General features: G+C 61.5%; 14 protein-coding genes. 12 read left to right on the forward strand and 2 right to left on the reverse strand.

The features are described from left to right. The 7 genes from C8N34_RS22880 (at position 1) to C8N34_RS22910 (ending at position 9,408) form a co-directional block, all read left to right on the forward strand. Entirely contained in the window at positions 1-1,080 is a 1,080-nt protein-coding gene (locus tag C8N34_RS22880) for an alpha/beta hydrolase (protein WP_108130632.1), read from the forward strand. A 318-nt stretch (positions 1,081-1,398) separates the two neighbouring features. Continuing rightward, the gene (locus tag C8N34_RS22885; protein WP_051693716.1) at positions 1,399-3,156 is read left to right on the forward strand and encodes a PHA/PHB synthase family protein; all 1,758 of its coding nucleotides are present in this window, start codon (positions 1,399-1,401) and stop codon (positions 3,154-3,156) included. 4 nt (positions 3,157-3,160) lie between these two features. Beyond that, positions 3,161-4,555 carry a bifunctional enoyl-CoA hydratase/phosphate acetyltransferase gene (locus C8N34_RS22890; protein ID WP_089258481.1) on the forward strand — a complete coding sequence of 465 codons (1,395 nt, stop codon included), beginning with the start codon at positions 3,161-3,163 and terminating at the stop codon, positions 4,553-4,555. Continuing rightward, on the forward strand, positions 4,552-5,721 hold the full coding sequence (locus C8N34_RS22895) for an acetate/propionate family kinase (protein WP_035745643.1): 1,170 nt from the start codon (positions 4,552-4,554) through the stop codon (positions 5,719-5,721). The genes C8N34_RS22890 and C8N34_RS22895 overlap by 4 nt, the downstream gene beginning before the upstream one ends. Then, complete coding sequence (gene fabI, locus C8N34_RS22900; RefSeq protein ID WP_035745640.1) at positions 5,718-6,482, forward strand: enoyl-ACP reductase FabI; 765 nt, start codon at positions 5,718-5,720, stop codon at positions 6,480-6,482. Before C8N34_RS22895 ends, fabI begins: the two co-directional genes overlap by 4 nt. A gap of 370 nt (positions 6,483-6,852) precedes the next feature. Continuing rightward, positions 6,853-7,878 (forward strand): IS110 family RNA-guided transposase, encoded by a 1,026-nt coding sequence (locus C8N34_RS22905; RefSeq protein WP_078542988.1) that lies wholly within the window; start codon positions 6,853-6,855, stop codon positions 7,876-7,878. Between the two features lie 279 nt (positions 7,879-8,157). Then, positions 8,158-9,408, forward strand: a complete 1,251-nt coding sequence (locus C8N34_RS22910; protein WP_017469024.1) for an IS256 family transposase — start codon at positions 8,158-8,160, stop codon at positions 9,406-9,408. 335 nt (positions 9,409-9,743) lie between these two features. On the opposite strand, the gene lspA is transcribed toward C8N34_RS22910, so the two are convergent. Then, complete coding sequence (gene lspA / locus C8N34_RS22915) at positions 9,744-10,238, reverse strand: signal peptidase II (protein ID WP_108130633.1); 495 nt, start codon at positions 10,236-10,238, stop codon at positions 9,744-9,746. Continuing rightward, positions 10,235-11,104, reverse strand: a complete 870-nt coding sequence (locus C8N34_RS22920; protein ID WP_233557292.1) for a cation efflux transmembrane domain-containing protein — start codon at positions 11,102-11,104, stop codon at positions 10,235-10,237. The genes lspA and C8N34_RS22920 overlap by 4 nt, the downstream gene beginning before the upstream one ends. A 69-nt stretch (positions 11,105-11,173) precedes the next feature. On the opposite strand from C8N34_RS22920, the gene C8N34_RS22925 reads away from it, so the two are divergent. From C8N34_RS22925 to C8N34_RS22945, 5 genes are all read left to right on the forward strand, one after another. Continuing rightward, a complete protein-coding gene (locus C8N34_RS22925; protein ID WP_108130634.1) occupies positions 11,174-11,716 on the forward strand; it encodes a MerR family transcriptional regulator in 543 nt (180 codons plus the stop codon). A gap of 88 nt (positions 11,717-11,804) precedes the next feature. After that, positions 11,805-12,605, forward strand: coding sequence for an ATP-binding protein (locus C8N34_RS22930; protein WP_158640795.1), 801 nt, complete (start codon positions 11,805-11,807; stop codon positions 12,603-12,605). Positions 12,606-12,655: 50 nt separating this feature from the next. Then, a complete protein-coding gene (locus C8N34_RS22935) occupies positions 12,656-13,618 on the forward strand; it encodes a helix-turn-helix transcriptional regulator (RefSeq protein ID WP_158640794.1) in 963 nt (320 codons plus the stop codon). Positions 13,619-13,687: 69 nt separating this feature from the next. Further along, positions 13,688-13,864, forward strand: a complete 177-nt coding sequence (locus C8N34_RS26500; RefSeq protein ID WP_158640793.1) for a hypothetical protein — start codon at positions 13,688-13,690, stop codon at positions 13,862-13,864. 2 nt (positions 13,865-13,866) lie between these two features. Continuing rightward, complete coding sequence (locus tag C8N34_RS22945) at positions 13,867-14,700, forward strand: metallophosphoesterase (RefSeq protein WP_108130638.1); 834 nt, start codon at positions 13,867-13,869, stop codon at positions 14,698-14,700. The last annotated feature ends 58 nt before the right edge of the window (positions 14,701-14,758 follow it).

Here is a 14,758-nt window from a genome sequence, read left to right on the forward strand (position 1 = left end):
ATGTTGGGCCGCCTGCTTCTGATCCTGACGCTTGCGCTTGCAGGCTGCGCTGCGCGTCCGGGGCCGGAAGTTCTGGCCCCCGATGCCGGTGCCCTGCCCGAGGGCGCCCGCCTTGTCCGGGTGCTGACCATGACCACCCGCGCGCCCGAGGCAAATCTGCCGGGGGCCTTTGGCGACTCTCGCTCCATCCGGCCAAGCTGGCTGGAATACGAGGTCTCGGTGCCGCCTGGCCATCGGCCGGGAAAGATTGAATGGCCGGATCGCAATGGCAGCAGCGCCGACCGGAATTTCGTGATGCGCAGCCGGCAGACGCTTAGCCGTGACGCCTTTGCAAAGCGTCTCTCGCGCGAGGGGGTCGGGCTTTATGTCCACGGCTTCAACACCCGCTTTCATGAGGCCTTGTTCCGTACCGCGCAGCTTTCGGTCGATGCGCATATCGAGGAAAAGCCCGTCCTTTTTACATGGCCCTCGGCAGGCTATCCGGGCGCCTATCTGGCTGATCGTGACGCGTCTGACTTTTCCCGCGCGGCGCTTGCCGATCTGCTGCGGCTTTTGACAAAGGGTCGGTCCGCTTCCGACGCGGTGCCGGTGCTGGCTCACAGCATGGGCGCGCGGCTGACGATGGAGACGCTGGTGCAACTGCGTCTTGCCGGGCGGGACGATGTGCTGGACCGGATCGAGGTCATCCTTGCCGCCCCGGATATTGATATCGATCTTTTCCGCGCCCAGATGGTCAGCCTTGGGCCGATGAAGCATCCCATCACGGTGCTCGTCTCCTCGGACGATCTGGCGCTGAAACTGTCGTCGCAGCTTTCGGTACGTCGGATACGGCTTGGGCTTGTCGATGTGCGTGATCCGGCGGTCCAGCGCCTGGCGGTCGCGACCGGAATACGGATCGTGGATATTACCGATATTCCGACCGATGATCCCGCCCACAGCCGCTATGTCGGCCTGCTTTCCGGCGAGGCCGGGGCTGTGGTTGAAAACACCCTTTTCGGTGAGGTACGCTTGGCTGGGGCCATTGTCTTCAATCAGGTCGGTGGTGTCTTCACTGGCATCGGTGATGTGCTGGCGGATTGAGGCCGCGGCCTTGGCCCGGCGTTGGTGCCAGCGGCATTGGCCGGGTCATGGCCTCGACGTCGCGCCGTTTTGCCGGTAATCGTCCATGATGATCAGGGCAGGGACAGGGGATTCCGTGTCCGCCGCCGGACGCCGATGCTTTGCCTGTTCAGTCCGGGGGCGGCTGTTTCGGCGGTTTGACGGCGCTTTACGACATGTCGTCGGCATCGGGCCTTGGGCGCAATGCCTATGTTCAAGAAAAATCTTGAACTCTTTGATTTCGATCAACACTCGTTGATAGTTCTGTGCTAACTTCCGCCGGTAAATTGGAGACGCGACATGGCCCTTACTCCCAAATCAGATGGCTCGGGTGCAACCGGCGATGAAAGCCTTGGCATCGAGGCTTTTCAGGCCGTTGACCGCATACGAGAGGCGCTCTCGGGACAGCTCAGCGGCGGGGTCTCGCCCGGCTCGCTGATGATGGCCTATGTCGACTGGGCCTTTCATCTGGCGCAGGCACCGGGCAAGCAGATGGAACTGGGCGTCAAGGCGGGCCGCAAATGGCAGCGTCTCATGGCGCATCTGATGGCCTCGGCGATGGATCCGCAGGCCGCGCCGGTCATCACGCCCTTGCCGGGCGACCGCCGTTTCGCCGGTGAAGCCTGGGCGAAACCGCCCTTCAGCTGGATGTCGCAGGCTTTCCTGCTGCAGCAGCAATGGCTGCATAACGTCACCCATGAGGTTCCGGGCGTGACGAAGCACCACGAGGATGTGGTGTCTTTTGCCGCGAAACAGATCCTTGATGTCTGTGCGCCTTCGAACAACCCTTTTACCAATCCCGAGGTTGTGGCACGGACCTGGGCTACCGGAGGCATGAACCTTGTGAAGGGCTGGCAGAACTGGCTGCAGGACGTCGTCCGCCAGATCCGGCAGGAGCCGCCAGAGGGTGTCGAGGCCTTTACACCGGGTCGCGATGTGGCGGTGACGCCGGGCAAGGTAATCTTCCGCAACCACCTGATCGAACTGATCCAGTATACGCCCACGACAGAAACCGTGCACCCCGAGCCGGTGCTGATCGTTCCGGCCTGGATCATGAAATACTATATCCTCGACCTCAGCCCGGAGAATTCCCTGATCCGCTGGCTGGTGGCGCAGGGCCACACGGTTTTCGCCATTTCCTGGCGCAATCCGGGTGCAGAGGATCGTGATCTGACGCTGGAGGATTATCGCCGGCTGGGCGTGATGGCCGCGTTGGATGAGATCACCCGTCTAATGCCCGATCAGAAAATCCACGCCACCGGCTATTGTCTGGGTGGCACTTTGCTGTCGATCGCGGCGGCTGCCATGGCGGGGAAGGGGGACGCGCGTCTCGCCTCGCTGACGCTGCTTGCCGCGCAGGTCGATTTCGCCGAACCGGGCGAGCTTGCGTTGTTCATCGACCCAAGCCAGCTGCATCTTCTTGAAAGCATGATGTGGAACCGCGGCTATCTCTCTGCCGATCAGATGGCGGGGGCGTTTCAGCTTTTGCGCTCGAATGACCTCATCTGGTCCCGGATGGTGCGCGATTACATGATGGGCGAGCGGACGGCGATGAATGATCTCATGGCCTGGAATGCCGACAGCACCCGGATGCCCTATCGGATGCATGCCGAATATCTGCGCAGGCTTTATCTGAATAATGAGCTTTCTTCGGGACGCTTCACCGCCGGGGGCAAGACAGTTCTGTTGCAGAACATCCGGGTGCCGATCTTTGCCGTCGGGACCGAGCGCGATCATGTCGCACCCTGGAAGTCGGTCTACAAAATCCACCAGTTCACCGATTGCGAGGTGACTTTCGCGCTGACGTCGGGCGGGCATAATGCGGGGATCGTCTCTCCTCCCGGTCACCCGCGCCGCCGCTACCGGCTGGCGACCCGCGCCCATGACGACGCGCTTTTGCCGCCCGAGACCTGGGTCGAGGCCAATCCTGCAACCGAGGGTTCGTGGTGGACGCCCTGGCAGGCCTGGCTTGCCGCGCGTTCGGGTGCCCCCGCCGCGCCGCCCGCAATGGGCAACGCGCTGGCAGATGCGCCCGGCACATATGTTTTCCAGAGGTGACAAGATGACCGGCACTCTGACCAACTATCTGTTTCACCAGATGAAAATCGGCGACCGCGCCAGTCTTGTCCGCCACGTCGGTCCCAAGGATATTGAATTGTTCGCCGCTGTTTCCGGCGACGCCAACCCCGCGCATCTGGATGCCGGTTTCGCCGCCCATGGGCCGTTTGGCCATGTCGTGGTGCACGGCATGTGGACTGCGGCGCTGATTTCGGCGGTGCTGGGCACCCGCCTGCCGGGGCCGGGGACGATCTATCTCGACCAGCAGATCCGCTTTAACAAGCCGGTTTCGCCAGGCGATACCATCACCGCCGAAGTTGAAGTGGCCGAGCTGATCGAGGGCAAGAACCGTGTCCGCCTGACGACCACCGCCCGCAATCAGCGGGGCGAGGTGGTGCTTTCGGGCGAGGCGCTGGTGCTGGCCCCGGTCGAGCAGGTGACCTGGGTGCCGGGTGACCTTCCCGAGGCGGTGGTCTTGCCGAAGGGGCGCTGGCAGGGCTTTGTCGAAGAGGCCCGCGCATTGCCCCCGGTGCGGGCGGCGGTGGTGCATCCCTGTTCGAAATCCGCGATCCTTGGCGCGATCGAGGTGCGCGACGAAGGCCTGCTTGACCCGATCCTGATCGGTCCCGGCGCAAAGATTCGCGCGGCGGCCGCCGAGGCCGGGGTCTCGCTTGACGGCTTCCGGATCGAGGAGACAGAGCACAGCCATGCAGCGGCGGCGCGGGCGGTGGAACTGGCGGCCTGTGGCAAGGTCCAGGTGCTGGTCAAGGGCAGCCTGCATTCCGATGAACTGCTTGCGGCGGTGGTTTCGAAAAGCGGCGGCCTGCGCACCGAACGCCGGATCAGCCATGTCTATGCGATGGATGTGCCCGCCTATCGCAAGCCGGTGATCGTCACCGATGCCGCGATCAATATCGCACCGACATTAGAGCATAAGCGCGACATCTGCCAGAATGCCGTCGATCTGATGCGGCTTCTGGGGCGCGATCAGCCGAAGGTCGCGGTGCTGGCGGCGGTCGAGACGGTGAACGCGACGATGCCCGCCACGCTGGATGCCGCCGCGCTGACGGTGATGGCGGCTCGAGGCCAGATCACGGGCGCGCTGGTTGACGGGCCGCTGGCCTTCGACAATGCGATCAGCCCCGAGGCGGTGGCGACGAAGGGCATCGTCTCGCAGGTGGCGGGCGAGGCCGATATTCTTCTGGTGCCGGATCTCGAGGCCGGGAACATGCTTGCCAAACAGTTGATCTATTTCGCGGGCGCCACGGCCGCGGGGCTGGTTCTGGGCGCACGGGTGCCAATCGTTCTGACAAGCCGGGCGGATCCTTTATCGGCCCGCATCGCCTCGGCTGCGCTGGCCAAGCTGGTCGCGGTCCGCAAAGCGGAGGGGAAGGCGTGACCCGCGATCTGATCCTGACATTCAACACCGGATCCTCGACTATCAAGCTGGGGTTTTACGCACTGGAGGCCGCCGCGCCGCGCCCGCTGGCCTCGGGCGTGATCGATTTCCGCGATGAGCCTTTCGAAGTGCGCCTGACGCGCGAGGGCAAGACCTTTTCAGGCCCGATCACAGCGGATCCCGGCGATCTGACAGCCGTGCTGAACCAGGCTTTTGCCTGGCTGGCCGGGCATTTCAATCTTTCGCGCCTTGCGGTGATCGGCCATCGGGTTGTGCATGGCGGCGATGTCTTCACAGGACCAGCCCGGATCACCGATCAGGTGATCGCGCAGATCGACGCGCTGGCGCGGCTTGCGCCGCTGCATCAGCCGCAAAGCCTTGCGCTGATCCGGGCGATGCGGGGGCTTTACCCCGATGTGCCACAGACAGCCTCTTTCGACACGGCGTTTCATGCCACCAACCCGCCCCTGATCCGCCGCTTTGCCCTGCCGCGCGCGCTTTATGATCAGGGGATCAAGCGCTATGGCTTTCATGGTCTCTCCTACCGCTATATCGCCGGGCAACTGGGCGATCTGGCCACCGATGCAAAGGTGGTCGCCGCACATCTGGGCAGCGGCGCAAGCCTTTGTGCGATCCGGGGCGGCAAGAGCATCGACAGCTCGATGGGGTTTTCGACGCTGGACGGCATCCCGATGGCGACGCGTTCGGGTGCGCTGGACCCCGGCGTGATCCTGCATCTGATGGGCGAAATGGGGCAAAGCCTGAAACAGGTCGAGACCATGCTCTATCGTGAAAGCGGCCTTCTGGGCGTGTCGGGTTTCGAGGCTGACAGCCGCGAGCTGATGGCCAGCACGCGCCCAGAGGCTGCCGAGGCGATCGACCTCTTTTGCCTGCGCATCGCGGGCGAGGTGGCACGGTTGGCGACCAGCATGGGCGGGATCGATGCGCTGGTCTTCACGGCAGGAATCGGCGAGCATCAGCCCGGTATCCGCGCCCGTGTCGCCGCGCGGCTGGCCTGGCTTGGGGCAGAGCTTGACCCCGATGCCAATGAAGCAGGGTCGCGCAGGATCAGCACCGCCGCCAGCCGGGTGCAGCTTCTTGTCATTCCGACCGATGAGGAAAGCATCATCGCCCAGGAGGCCGTCAGCGAAGAGGCAGCGACATGATTGATCTGAAAGGCAAACGCGGCCTCGTGGTTGGCGTGGCGAATGAGGCCAGCATCGCCGCCGGTTGCGCCAGGGCCTTTCGCGCGGCGGGGGCAGAGCTGGCGCTGACCTTTCTTAATGAAAAGGCCCGGCCATGGGTCGAACCCGTGGCGCAGGAAGTGGGTGCGCCGCTGTTCCTTCCTTGCGATGTGCGTGAACCCGGCCAGTTGGAAGCCGTGTTTGACCGCATTACCGCTGAATGGGGGCGGCTTGATTTTCTGCTTCATGCCATCGCCTTCGCCCCGCGCGAGGACCTGCACACCAGCGTTGTCAACGCTTCGGCCGAAGGTTTTGCGACGGCGATGGATATCTCTTGCCACTCCTTCCTGCGCATGGCGCGGCTGGCGCGGCCTTTGATGCAGGCGGGTGGTTCGCTGATCACGGTCAGCTTTTACGGCGCGGATCGGGTGGTCGAGAATTACAACCTCATGGGTCCGGTAAAGGCCGCGCTGGAGGCTTCGGTCCGCTATGCGGCGGCCGATCTGGCGGGCGAAGGGATTCGTGCCTTTTCGCTTTCAACCGGTCCGGTCAAGACCCGCGCCGCCTCGGGGATCGACCGGTTCGATGCGCTGATGGATAAGATTCGCGCCCGTACGCCTGCGGGAAAACTGGTAAGCATCGAAGAGATCGGTACGCTGGCGGCCTTTCTGGCAACCGAGGCCGCAAGTCCCATGAGCGGATCGGTGGTCTATGCCGATAACGGATTTCACACCACCGCCTGAGGCAGGCGCGGGGCCCCGCCCTTGACCGGAAGGCGGATCCGGGGCAAAGCGGAATCAACATCAGTTGACAGCATTCTGACAGGCGCCGCCGCGTGACCTTCTTTACGGTTCATCCCTTCCATTCCTTCAATCTTGCCGTGGTCTTGCTGATCGCGGGCAAGATCGGCGTTGTTGCAGAACTCCCGCTTCGGGAGTGAGGAGTAACGCGCGAAAGTTGGTGATGCCCTGAGGGGCGGCATATCATGGCGGTGTTCAGACGCCGTCAATTCTCAGCCGAGAAAGGGATATGATGGTGTGGATGCCGCCGCCCGGCGTCATCGCAACATATCGTCATGCTGATGGCAGCGTGGCAAAGGAATGAGGCACCCACATGACTACAGCAACCATCATCGGCCTTGATCTGGCAAAGAACGTTTTCCACGCGCATGGTGCCTCCGAAGCCGGTGCCGTCGTGTTTCGCAAAAAGCTTTCTCGAAGCCAGGTTCTGCCGTTTCTCTCGGAGCAACCCAAATGCATCGTCGCCATGGAAGCCTGTGCGACCGCCCACGGTTGGGCGCGGGAGATTGAACGCCTCGGCCACAGTCCACGCTTGATCCCACCGCAATATGTGAAGCCATATGTCAAACGCCAGAAAAATGATATGGCAGACGCGGAAGCCATTGCCGAGGCGGGCTCACGTCCGACCATGAGGTTTGTCGAGCCCAAACCCGAGGATCAGCAGATCAGCGCGATGGCCTATCGGACGCGGCAGATGTTCATTGGCCAACGCACCCAAACGATCAACGCCTTGCGTTCGCATCTGGCGGAACACGGTGTGATTGCCGCGACCAATATGTGTGGCCTGAAGAAACTGTCTGCGATGATTGAAGACGAAACGGTGTCCATGCCATGCAAAGTCCGCGAATTGGCGCATGTCTATGTCGACCATATCGCGCAGCTGACAGCGCAGATCGCAGAGATGACGGGTGAGATGCGGGAAATGGCCAAGAAATCCGCGGTGGTGAAGCGCTTGCAGACTGTCCCCGGGGTTGGACTGCAAACCGCAATGGCAGTCGAAACATTCGCGCCGGATCCGGGATGTTTTTCCCGCGGGCGGGATTTCTCGGCTTGGCTGGGACTGGTGCCCAGACAGAATTCCACAGGCGGGAAAAGCCGCTTGGGGAAGGTCTCGAAGATGGGGCAGGTAGACATTCGCAGCCATCTCATCAGAGGCGCCATGTCGGTTATTTCAGCAGCGACCCGTTTTGGCATCAAGAAGGGCTCGTGGCTTGAACGGCTTCTGGCTCGGAAACCAAAACTCGTGGCGGCGGTCACCCTGGCAAATAGAATGGCCCGTGCGATCTGGGCGATGCTGACGAAGAACGAGGATTACAAGAACCCCGAGGCGGTCGCGTAACAGCGAGACGCGCCAATCTCTGCCTCGGTCGATGTGTGAGGAGGTCACCGAAGCTTTTATGGGAAACTGATCGGCCAGATCCGGACCGGGAAAACCATCTATGCGGCATTGGGCGTCCAAGCCCTCGGATATGATTTGGACCCGGTACGCGCATCACCATATCGGCCCGCGGCCATGAACAGTGCCGCAACGACAAGGCCTAATACATGACCGCACCCGATCGCACCCAAAGAGGTTCAAAATACCCCTTGCACCAAAGGCGGCATCCATACATGCCACATGTCGGAGACTACCATCAGCACGCTGCCCGATCCATCGGGGTTTTCGCCGGATCCGCTGACGGACCTCATCCGGGAGGGTGCGCGCAAGCTTATCGAACAAGCGGTTGAGGCCGAGCTGGCAACGCTCCTCGCCGCGTTCGCTGAGGAAAGGCTCGATGACGGCCGGGCCAGGCTGGTGCGGCACGGACATTTGCCGGAGCGCGAAATCCTGACCGGGATCGGTCCGGTCGCCGTGAAGGTGCCGCGGGTGCGGGATCGCAAGCCGGGAGCGGAGAGGATCTCCTTCACGCCCAGCATCCTGCCGCGCTACCTGCGCAAGGCCAAATCGGTCGAGGAACTGCTGCCCTGGCTCTACCTCAAGGGGGTCTCCACCGGCGATTTCGGCGAGGCGCTGGCCGCCCTTCTGGGGCCGGACGCCAAGGGCCTGTCGGCCAAGACCGTCACCCGCCTGAAAGCCAACTGGTGGTCCGAATACGAGGCTTGGGAGAAGCGCGACCTCGGAACCCGGCGGTTCCTCTACATCTGGGCCGACGGTGTCTACTTCAAGCCGCGCATGGCCGAGGAAAAGCAATGCGTTCTGGTCATCGTCGGGGCGGATGAATACGGCCGGAAGGAACTGCTGGCCATGACCGACGGCTTCCGCGAGAGCACCCAGAGCTGGCGCGAGGTGCTGCTCGATCTCAAGCGGCGCGGCCTCACGCAGGATCCCAAGCTCGCGATCGGCGACGGTGCCCTCGGCTTCTGGACGGCCCTGCGCGAAGTCTTCCCCACGACGCAGGAGCAGCGGTGCTGGCTGCACAAGACCATGAACGTGCTGAACGCGCTGCCGAAATCGGCGCAGGCCAGGGCCAAAGGACACCTGCACGACATCTGGCAGGCCGGGACAAAGGCCGAAGCCAACGTCGCCTTCAACTTCTTCGTCGAAACCTACGGCGTGAAATGGGACAAGGCGGTGGCCAAGCTGGTCAAGGACCGGGACGCGCTGCTGACCCTCTACGACTATCCGGCCGAGCACTGGAAACATATCCGGACGTCAAATCCGATCGAGAGCACCTTCGCCACCGTCCGGCACCGCACCCGGCGAACCAAGGGCTGCCTGAGCCGAAAGACCGGGCTCGCCATGGCCTTCCGGCTGATGATGTCGGCGCAGAAGAAATGGCGGAGGCTCGACGGCCGGAACCGCCTGCCAGAGGTCATCAGCGGGGTTGAGTTCCGCGACGGCGTCCGCCACATTCAAGCTGCCGCCTGATCAAGCGTCACCAACTTTCGAGCATATCTCGCGCCGCGGCATGACACACGCCTTTCAGCAAGGCTAACTCAAATTGATGGGAATCCTGATCAGTCTGAGCGAACGGCGACACATGGAGCAAGCGCTGTGATCACCCCTCTTGCATTGCTACTGCTGATGATATTCGCGGCCCGGACCAAAGCTCAGACGCTTGTCTACGTTCCCCTGAGGAGCATGAGTCTATTCCGCAGCACTGGTAGACTGCATATGATGGAACATCTTGCTAGCCGACGTCCCGCATAAGCGCACGAATGGGAGTTGGAGCGGGTCGCACGGCGAGAGCATTAAGGCCACGATTACGTGGTTTTAGATGAGTTCCTCACGGCAACGTTGCTTTGCTTCCGGCTGAATTGGCAGAAGACCAGCAAGATAGCCCCGGCCGTGATCCATACATCTGCAAGGTTGAACACAAAAGGGTGCCATGCCCCGAAGTGCAGATCGAGATAGTCGGTCACTGTTCCATACACCGCACGGTCAATGACATTGGCGAGCGCCCCTGCCACGATGGAAGAGGCGGCGATACGTTCCAAGCCTTGCGATCTAAAAGCCCAGAGCGCGAAACTTGCTGTTAATGCGGCCGTAGCAAGCAGCAGCGTGAGCCGTGCAATCTCACCCTCGAATGAAAGCAGGCTGAACGAAACCCCATGATTGAAGGTCAGACGCAGCGCGACAAAGGGCAGAAATTCGGTTGCTGCGCCATAGGGTTCGAGGGAGGCGCGCGCCCATAGCTTTGCTGCAAGATCGAGCGCAGCTCCAAAGGCGATGATGAGTATAGGCCAAGCCATTTTCATGCACGGCCCGCCTGTTTGAGGTCGGAACGCGCATCTCGGATGATCGACCACGCCGATTGCAGGAACAGGCCCGCCACGGCGAACGCCACCAGAAGATCAGGCCAGGGCGAGCCGAGCGCCCAGACGAGGACGGCCGCGACGACCACAGCAAGATTGCCAATCGCATCGTTGCGCGAGAACAGCCAGACAGCGCGCATATTGGCATCCCCTTTGCGGTGCGGCAGCAGCACCAGGGCGGCAGCCACATTGACGATGAAGGCCACGACCGCGAAGCTGCCCATGAGGAAGGTTTCCGGCTGATGCTCGACAAAGACGCGGTAGAGCGTCGAGCCAATCACGCCAAGCCCGAGGAGGCCCAGGAACACACCTTGCAGCAGCGCCGCCTTGGCGCGAGCTGCGAGACCCCATCCCACTGCGATAAGGCCGAGGAAGGAAATCAGGCCGTCGCCTACAAAATCGAGCGCATCCGCCTGTAGGGCCTGCGAACCCGACAGAAAGCTGCCGATAATCTCGATCACGCCATAGCCGACATTAAGCAGGACGACGATCCAGAGTGCGCGCTTGTAGGCGGAGGTAACGTGCGACAGGTCAGGGATCTTGTCGTCATCCTCATCAGCCTCCACCCCGTCCACCTTGGGCTGGCCAATGCGGTCAAGCTGATAACCCAGGCTTGTTACCACTTGCTCAACAACAGGAAGCCGTGCCTGTGGATCATCGACATTGAGCGTCATGATCTGCGAGGCAATCGACACCTTCACATCGCCCACCCCTTCAACCTTGCGGGCCGCGCCCTCGATCTTGGCGGCGCAGGACGCGCAGTCCATGCCCGTGACGTGATAGCGGATTGTGTCGGTTGCAGCGGCCATTCGTTGGTCCTCGAAACTCTAGCCTTGCCCTGCTACAACCTGTAGCGACTACAGGAGCAAGGCAAAAAGATGCAGATCGGAGATTTATCCCGGCAGGCGGGCGTGAACATCGAGACGATCCGCTATTATGAGCGCATTGGGGTTTTGCCCAAGCCTGCCCGCCAGCTGAACGGACGACGCACCTACAGCCCCGTCGATGCTGAACGCTTGGGCTTCATCCGCCATGCGCGCGAGCTTGGCTTTGATCTGCCAAGCATCCGCATCCTGCTGGCCTTGCAAGAGAGGCCGGAAGCATCATGTGAGGATGCGAGCCGTATTGCCCAAGAGCAGCTTGAGGCAGTCGAAAGCCGTATTGCCCGTCTACTTCTTTTACAGGATGAACTGGCCCGCATGGTTAGAGAATGCAAACGAGGCAAGGTATCTGAATGCCGGGTATACGCGCCCCTCCAAGGTCCATACCAACCGGATACTCGAAACAAACCCGATCCCTGTGATCTGGACAACCAATTCCATCGTCTCCTGCGATCCTGCTTTTCTGCGCCGCATGAGTTACTCGATCCATTTGCCCCCCCCGTCGGGGCGGGTACGGTCAAGGATCTGGCAACGGCTTGAGGCTCGCCACTGCATCGGGCTTTCATCCGCAGCACTGGCCGATCTCTCGGAGAAGCATGATCAGGCACCGGCGCTGGTGTCGGATGCGATGCAGCTTGCCAAACTTTGTGATGGTGGCGAGGCGGTGTTTGCCCAGGTTCTTGACGCGGCAGCGCGCTTGGCAAGGGGTGGTATGGAGGCTGCACCTCGTCATCATGCCGAAGTGCCATGGCAATCTGAACTTGCCCGCGCTGATCAGGATCTCTCGCGAATCGAAGCGCGGCTAAGTGGTCCTGAGGCCCCTCGGCGCATCAGCTTCTGTCTCGATGGACCTGCGGGCACTGGCAAAAGCGCTTGGGCCCGGCATCTCGCGCACCGAATGGGGCTGCAAGTTGTGGAGAAGCGCGCCTCCGACCTGATGTCAAAATGGGTTGGGGAAAGCGAACAGAACATCGCGCGTGCCTTTGCCGAAGCCCGGGCCAAGGATGCGATGCTGATCTTCGATGAGGCCGATAGCCTGTTGGCCGATCGCAGGAGCGCAGAGCGCAGCTGGGAGGTGTCGCAGGTCAATGAAATGCTCACCTGGATGGAAAGCCACCCTCTGCCCTTCGTCTGCACCACCAACTTCGTCGAAAAGCTCGATCCGGCGACGCAGCGGCGGTTCACCTTTCGGATCCGTTTCGACTTTCTGTCGGAAGCTCAATTGCCACTGGCTTGGGCCGCGCATTTCACATCACCGGCTCCCGCAGGATTGTGGTCGCTCGATCGCCTCGCCGCTGGGGATTTTGCGAATGTTGCCAGACGTATGCGCGCTTTGGGCGAGAATGACCCTCAGGCCATTCTGCAAGAGCTGTCACGGGAAATGGAGGCCAAACAGGGATCGGCACGTCCGATCGGCTTTGGTCGTTGACGGCTGCCCTGGCGGGTCGCCACAGTGAACTGGATGTTATGGGAGGCTCCATGCGTTACGCCCGCCAGGAGGATTTACAGAAGCTCGCCCTGATGATGCAGGGAAGCGCAGAAGGTGTCGGCTTGACCGATATCGAGCGCGCTTTCGGCGTTTCGCGCCGGACCGCCGAACGGATGCGCGACGCGGTGCGCAACATCTATCCACAGATCGAGGAACTGGTTGAGGAAAGCGGCAGGAAATACTGGCGTTTTCCTCCCGGATCCTTGGGGCGGATGGTCGAGCCGACCCTTGACGAGTTAACGGCAGGTCACCGCGCCGTTGCCCTTGCAAGGCGCGAGGGGGATGAAGCAACGGCCGAGACGCTTGAGCGACTGCTGGTCAAGGTCCAAGCCATGTTCCGCGCAGACAGGCGACGGATGATTGCTGCAGATCTCGAAGCTCAACTCATGGCGGATGGCGTAGCTTTCCGGCCGGGACCCCGCGAGCGGATTGCCCCCGAAATTCTCACCGCGCTGCGGGAAGCCATTCTCGCCGGGGTGATGATTTCTGTGGATCATCGTTCACGGGAAACAGGCAAGTTGTCGCGCAATGCGCGGCTTGGCCCCATTGCCATGCTCTTCGGCGAGGGTCGCCAATATCTCCTGGCCTGGAGTGAGTATCAGGATGCACTCCGTTTGTTTGCCTTGGCCGGGTTTGAACGCATTGCGCAAGAGCAGGATGCCTATCAACGCCCGGAAGGTTTTGATTTGCAGGAATGGCTTTCGGAGAGCTTTGGGGTCTGGCGTGAGCCTCCGCAGGACGTGGAGTGGCGCTTCTTGCCCGAAGTGGCCGATGAGGCGGCAAGCTATGTCTTTCATCCAAAACAGAAGACAGAGCGTCTGGAAGACGGCTCTTTGATCGTCCGCTTTCGCGCTGGTGGCCAGAAAGAGATGGAATGGTATCTGGCCCGCTGGGAGGACAAGGTCGAAGTGCGCGTGGCGAAGTCAGCAGGAACAAGTCATCTGGCCAATTGAAATTCATACGACCGAATTTGGCGTACATATACCCCAATCTTGGCCAAATCTCTTTGATTGGAGTTACCCGTGTCTCTCTACGGCCTGATGCACGACGGAAAGATCAATAGACTGGCACTTGACCGGGTGTGGATCGCGCCTTTCGGCACCAAAGACGCCGCGATCCTTGGCTCCTGCGAGCAGTTCATGAACCGAGTGGATCAAGTGCCGGTGATTGACGCACACTCCGCCAAGGCTTGGTTCTGACGATGCCGTATACTACTTCGTCGCACATGGGCACATGGCATGACTGCCGCAGAGACATTGACGAAAACCAGCTCTTTGTTCTCGGTGATGTTCACGGGCAAGCCCTCGCCTTGGAGGAGGCTCTGACCACCATCGCAGCTATTCCCCGCGCGGCCGCACGGCGCAAGCTCGTCTTTTTGGGGGACATCATCGATCGGGGGCCGCAAAATCTGCAGGCGATCCATCTTACTTTGACCGCGCAGGAGGCCGCTCGTGTCGACGAGGTCGTCCTTCTGCCCGACAATCACGAGCTGATGTTACTCGATGCACTTGACGATCCCATGCGCTACATGGGCGACTGGCTGGATAACGGCGGGGCGACCGTCATTGCTGAAGCCAAACCCCCGGCGTCGGTTCGGCTCCTGCGCGACTTTGCAGAAATCGTCCAACGCATTGTGCCCTCCGCCTTTCTGGCGGCCATCCGAGAGGCTCCCAGCCATCACAGGGTCGGAAACCTTCTCTTGGTTCATGCGGGCCTTTCGCCGGATCAAACACCCGAGGCGTTCCTCAAACTTCCCAAGGAGGGTGCCTACGGCACGCATTGGGCGTGGAGCAGGCGACCGTTCCTGGACTGGAGGGGCGGCTGGGGGCCAGAAGGGCAGTGGTTGGTCGTGCATGGGCATACGCCCGCCGTCAGAAGGCTGGGCGATCCCTCGCGCTTTCTGGCCTTGGCGAACCGAAGGCGCACACATGGCCGCATCTGTCTCAACGCAGGCGCCGCCTATGGCCTGCCTCAGGTCGGCTGGGCAGAGTTTCGCACTGACCGATTCCGCTTGGCAGTTTCCCGTGCCAGCTGAGACGCAATAATTATCACGTCAAAACGGCAGATTAGCTTGTTTTCTGAACGATCCGATG

Source organism: Gemmobacter caeni (assembly GCF_003054195.1).
In the GTDB taxonomy this organism is placed as follows: Bacteria; Pseudomonadota; Alphaproteobacteria; order Rhodobacterales; family Rhodobacteraceae; genus Gemmobacter; species Gemmobacter caeni.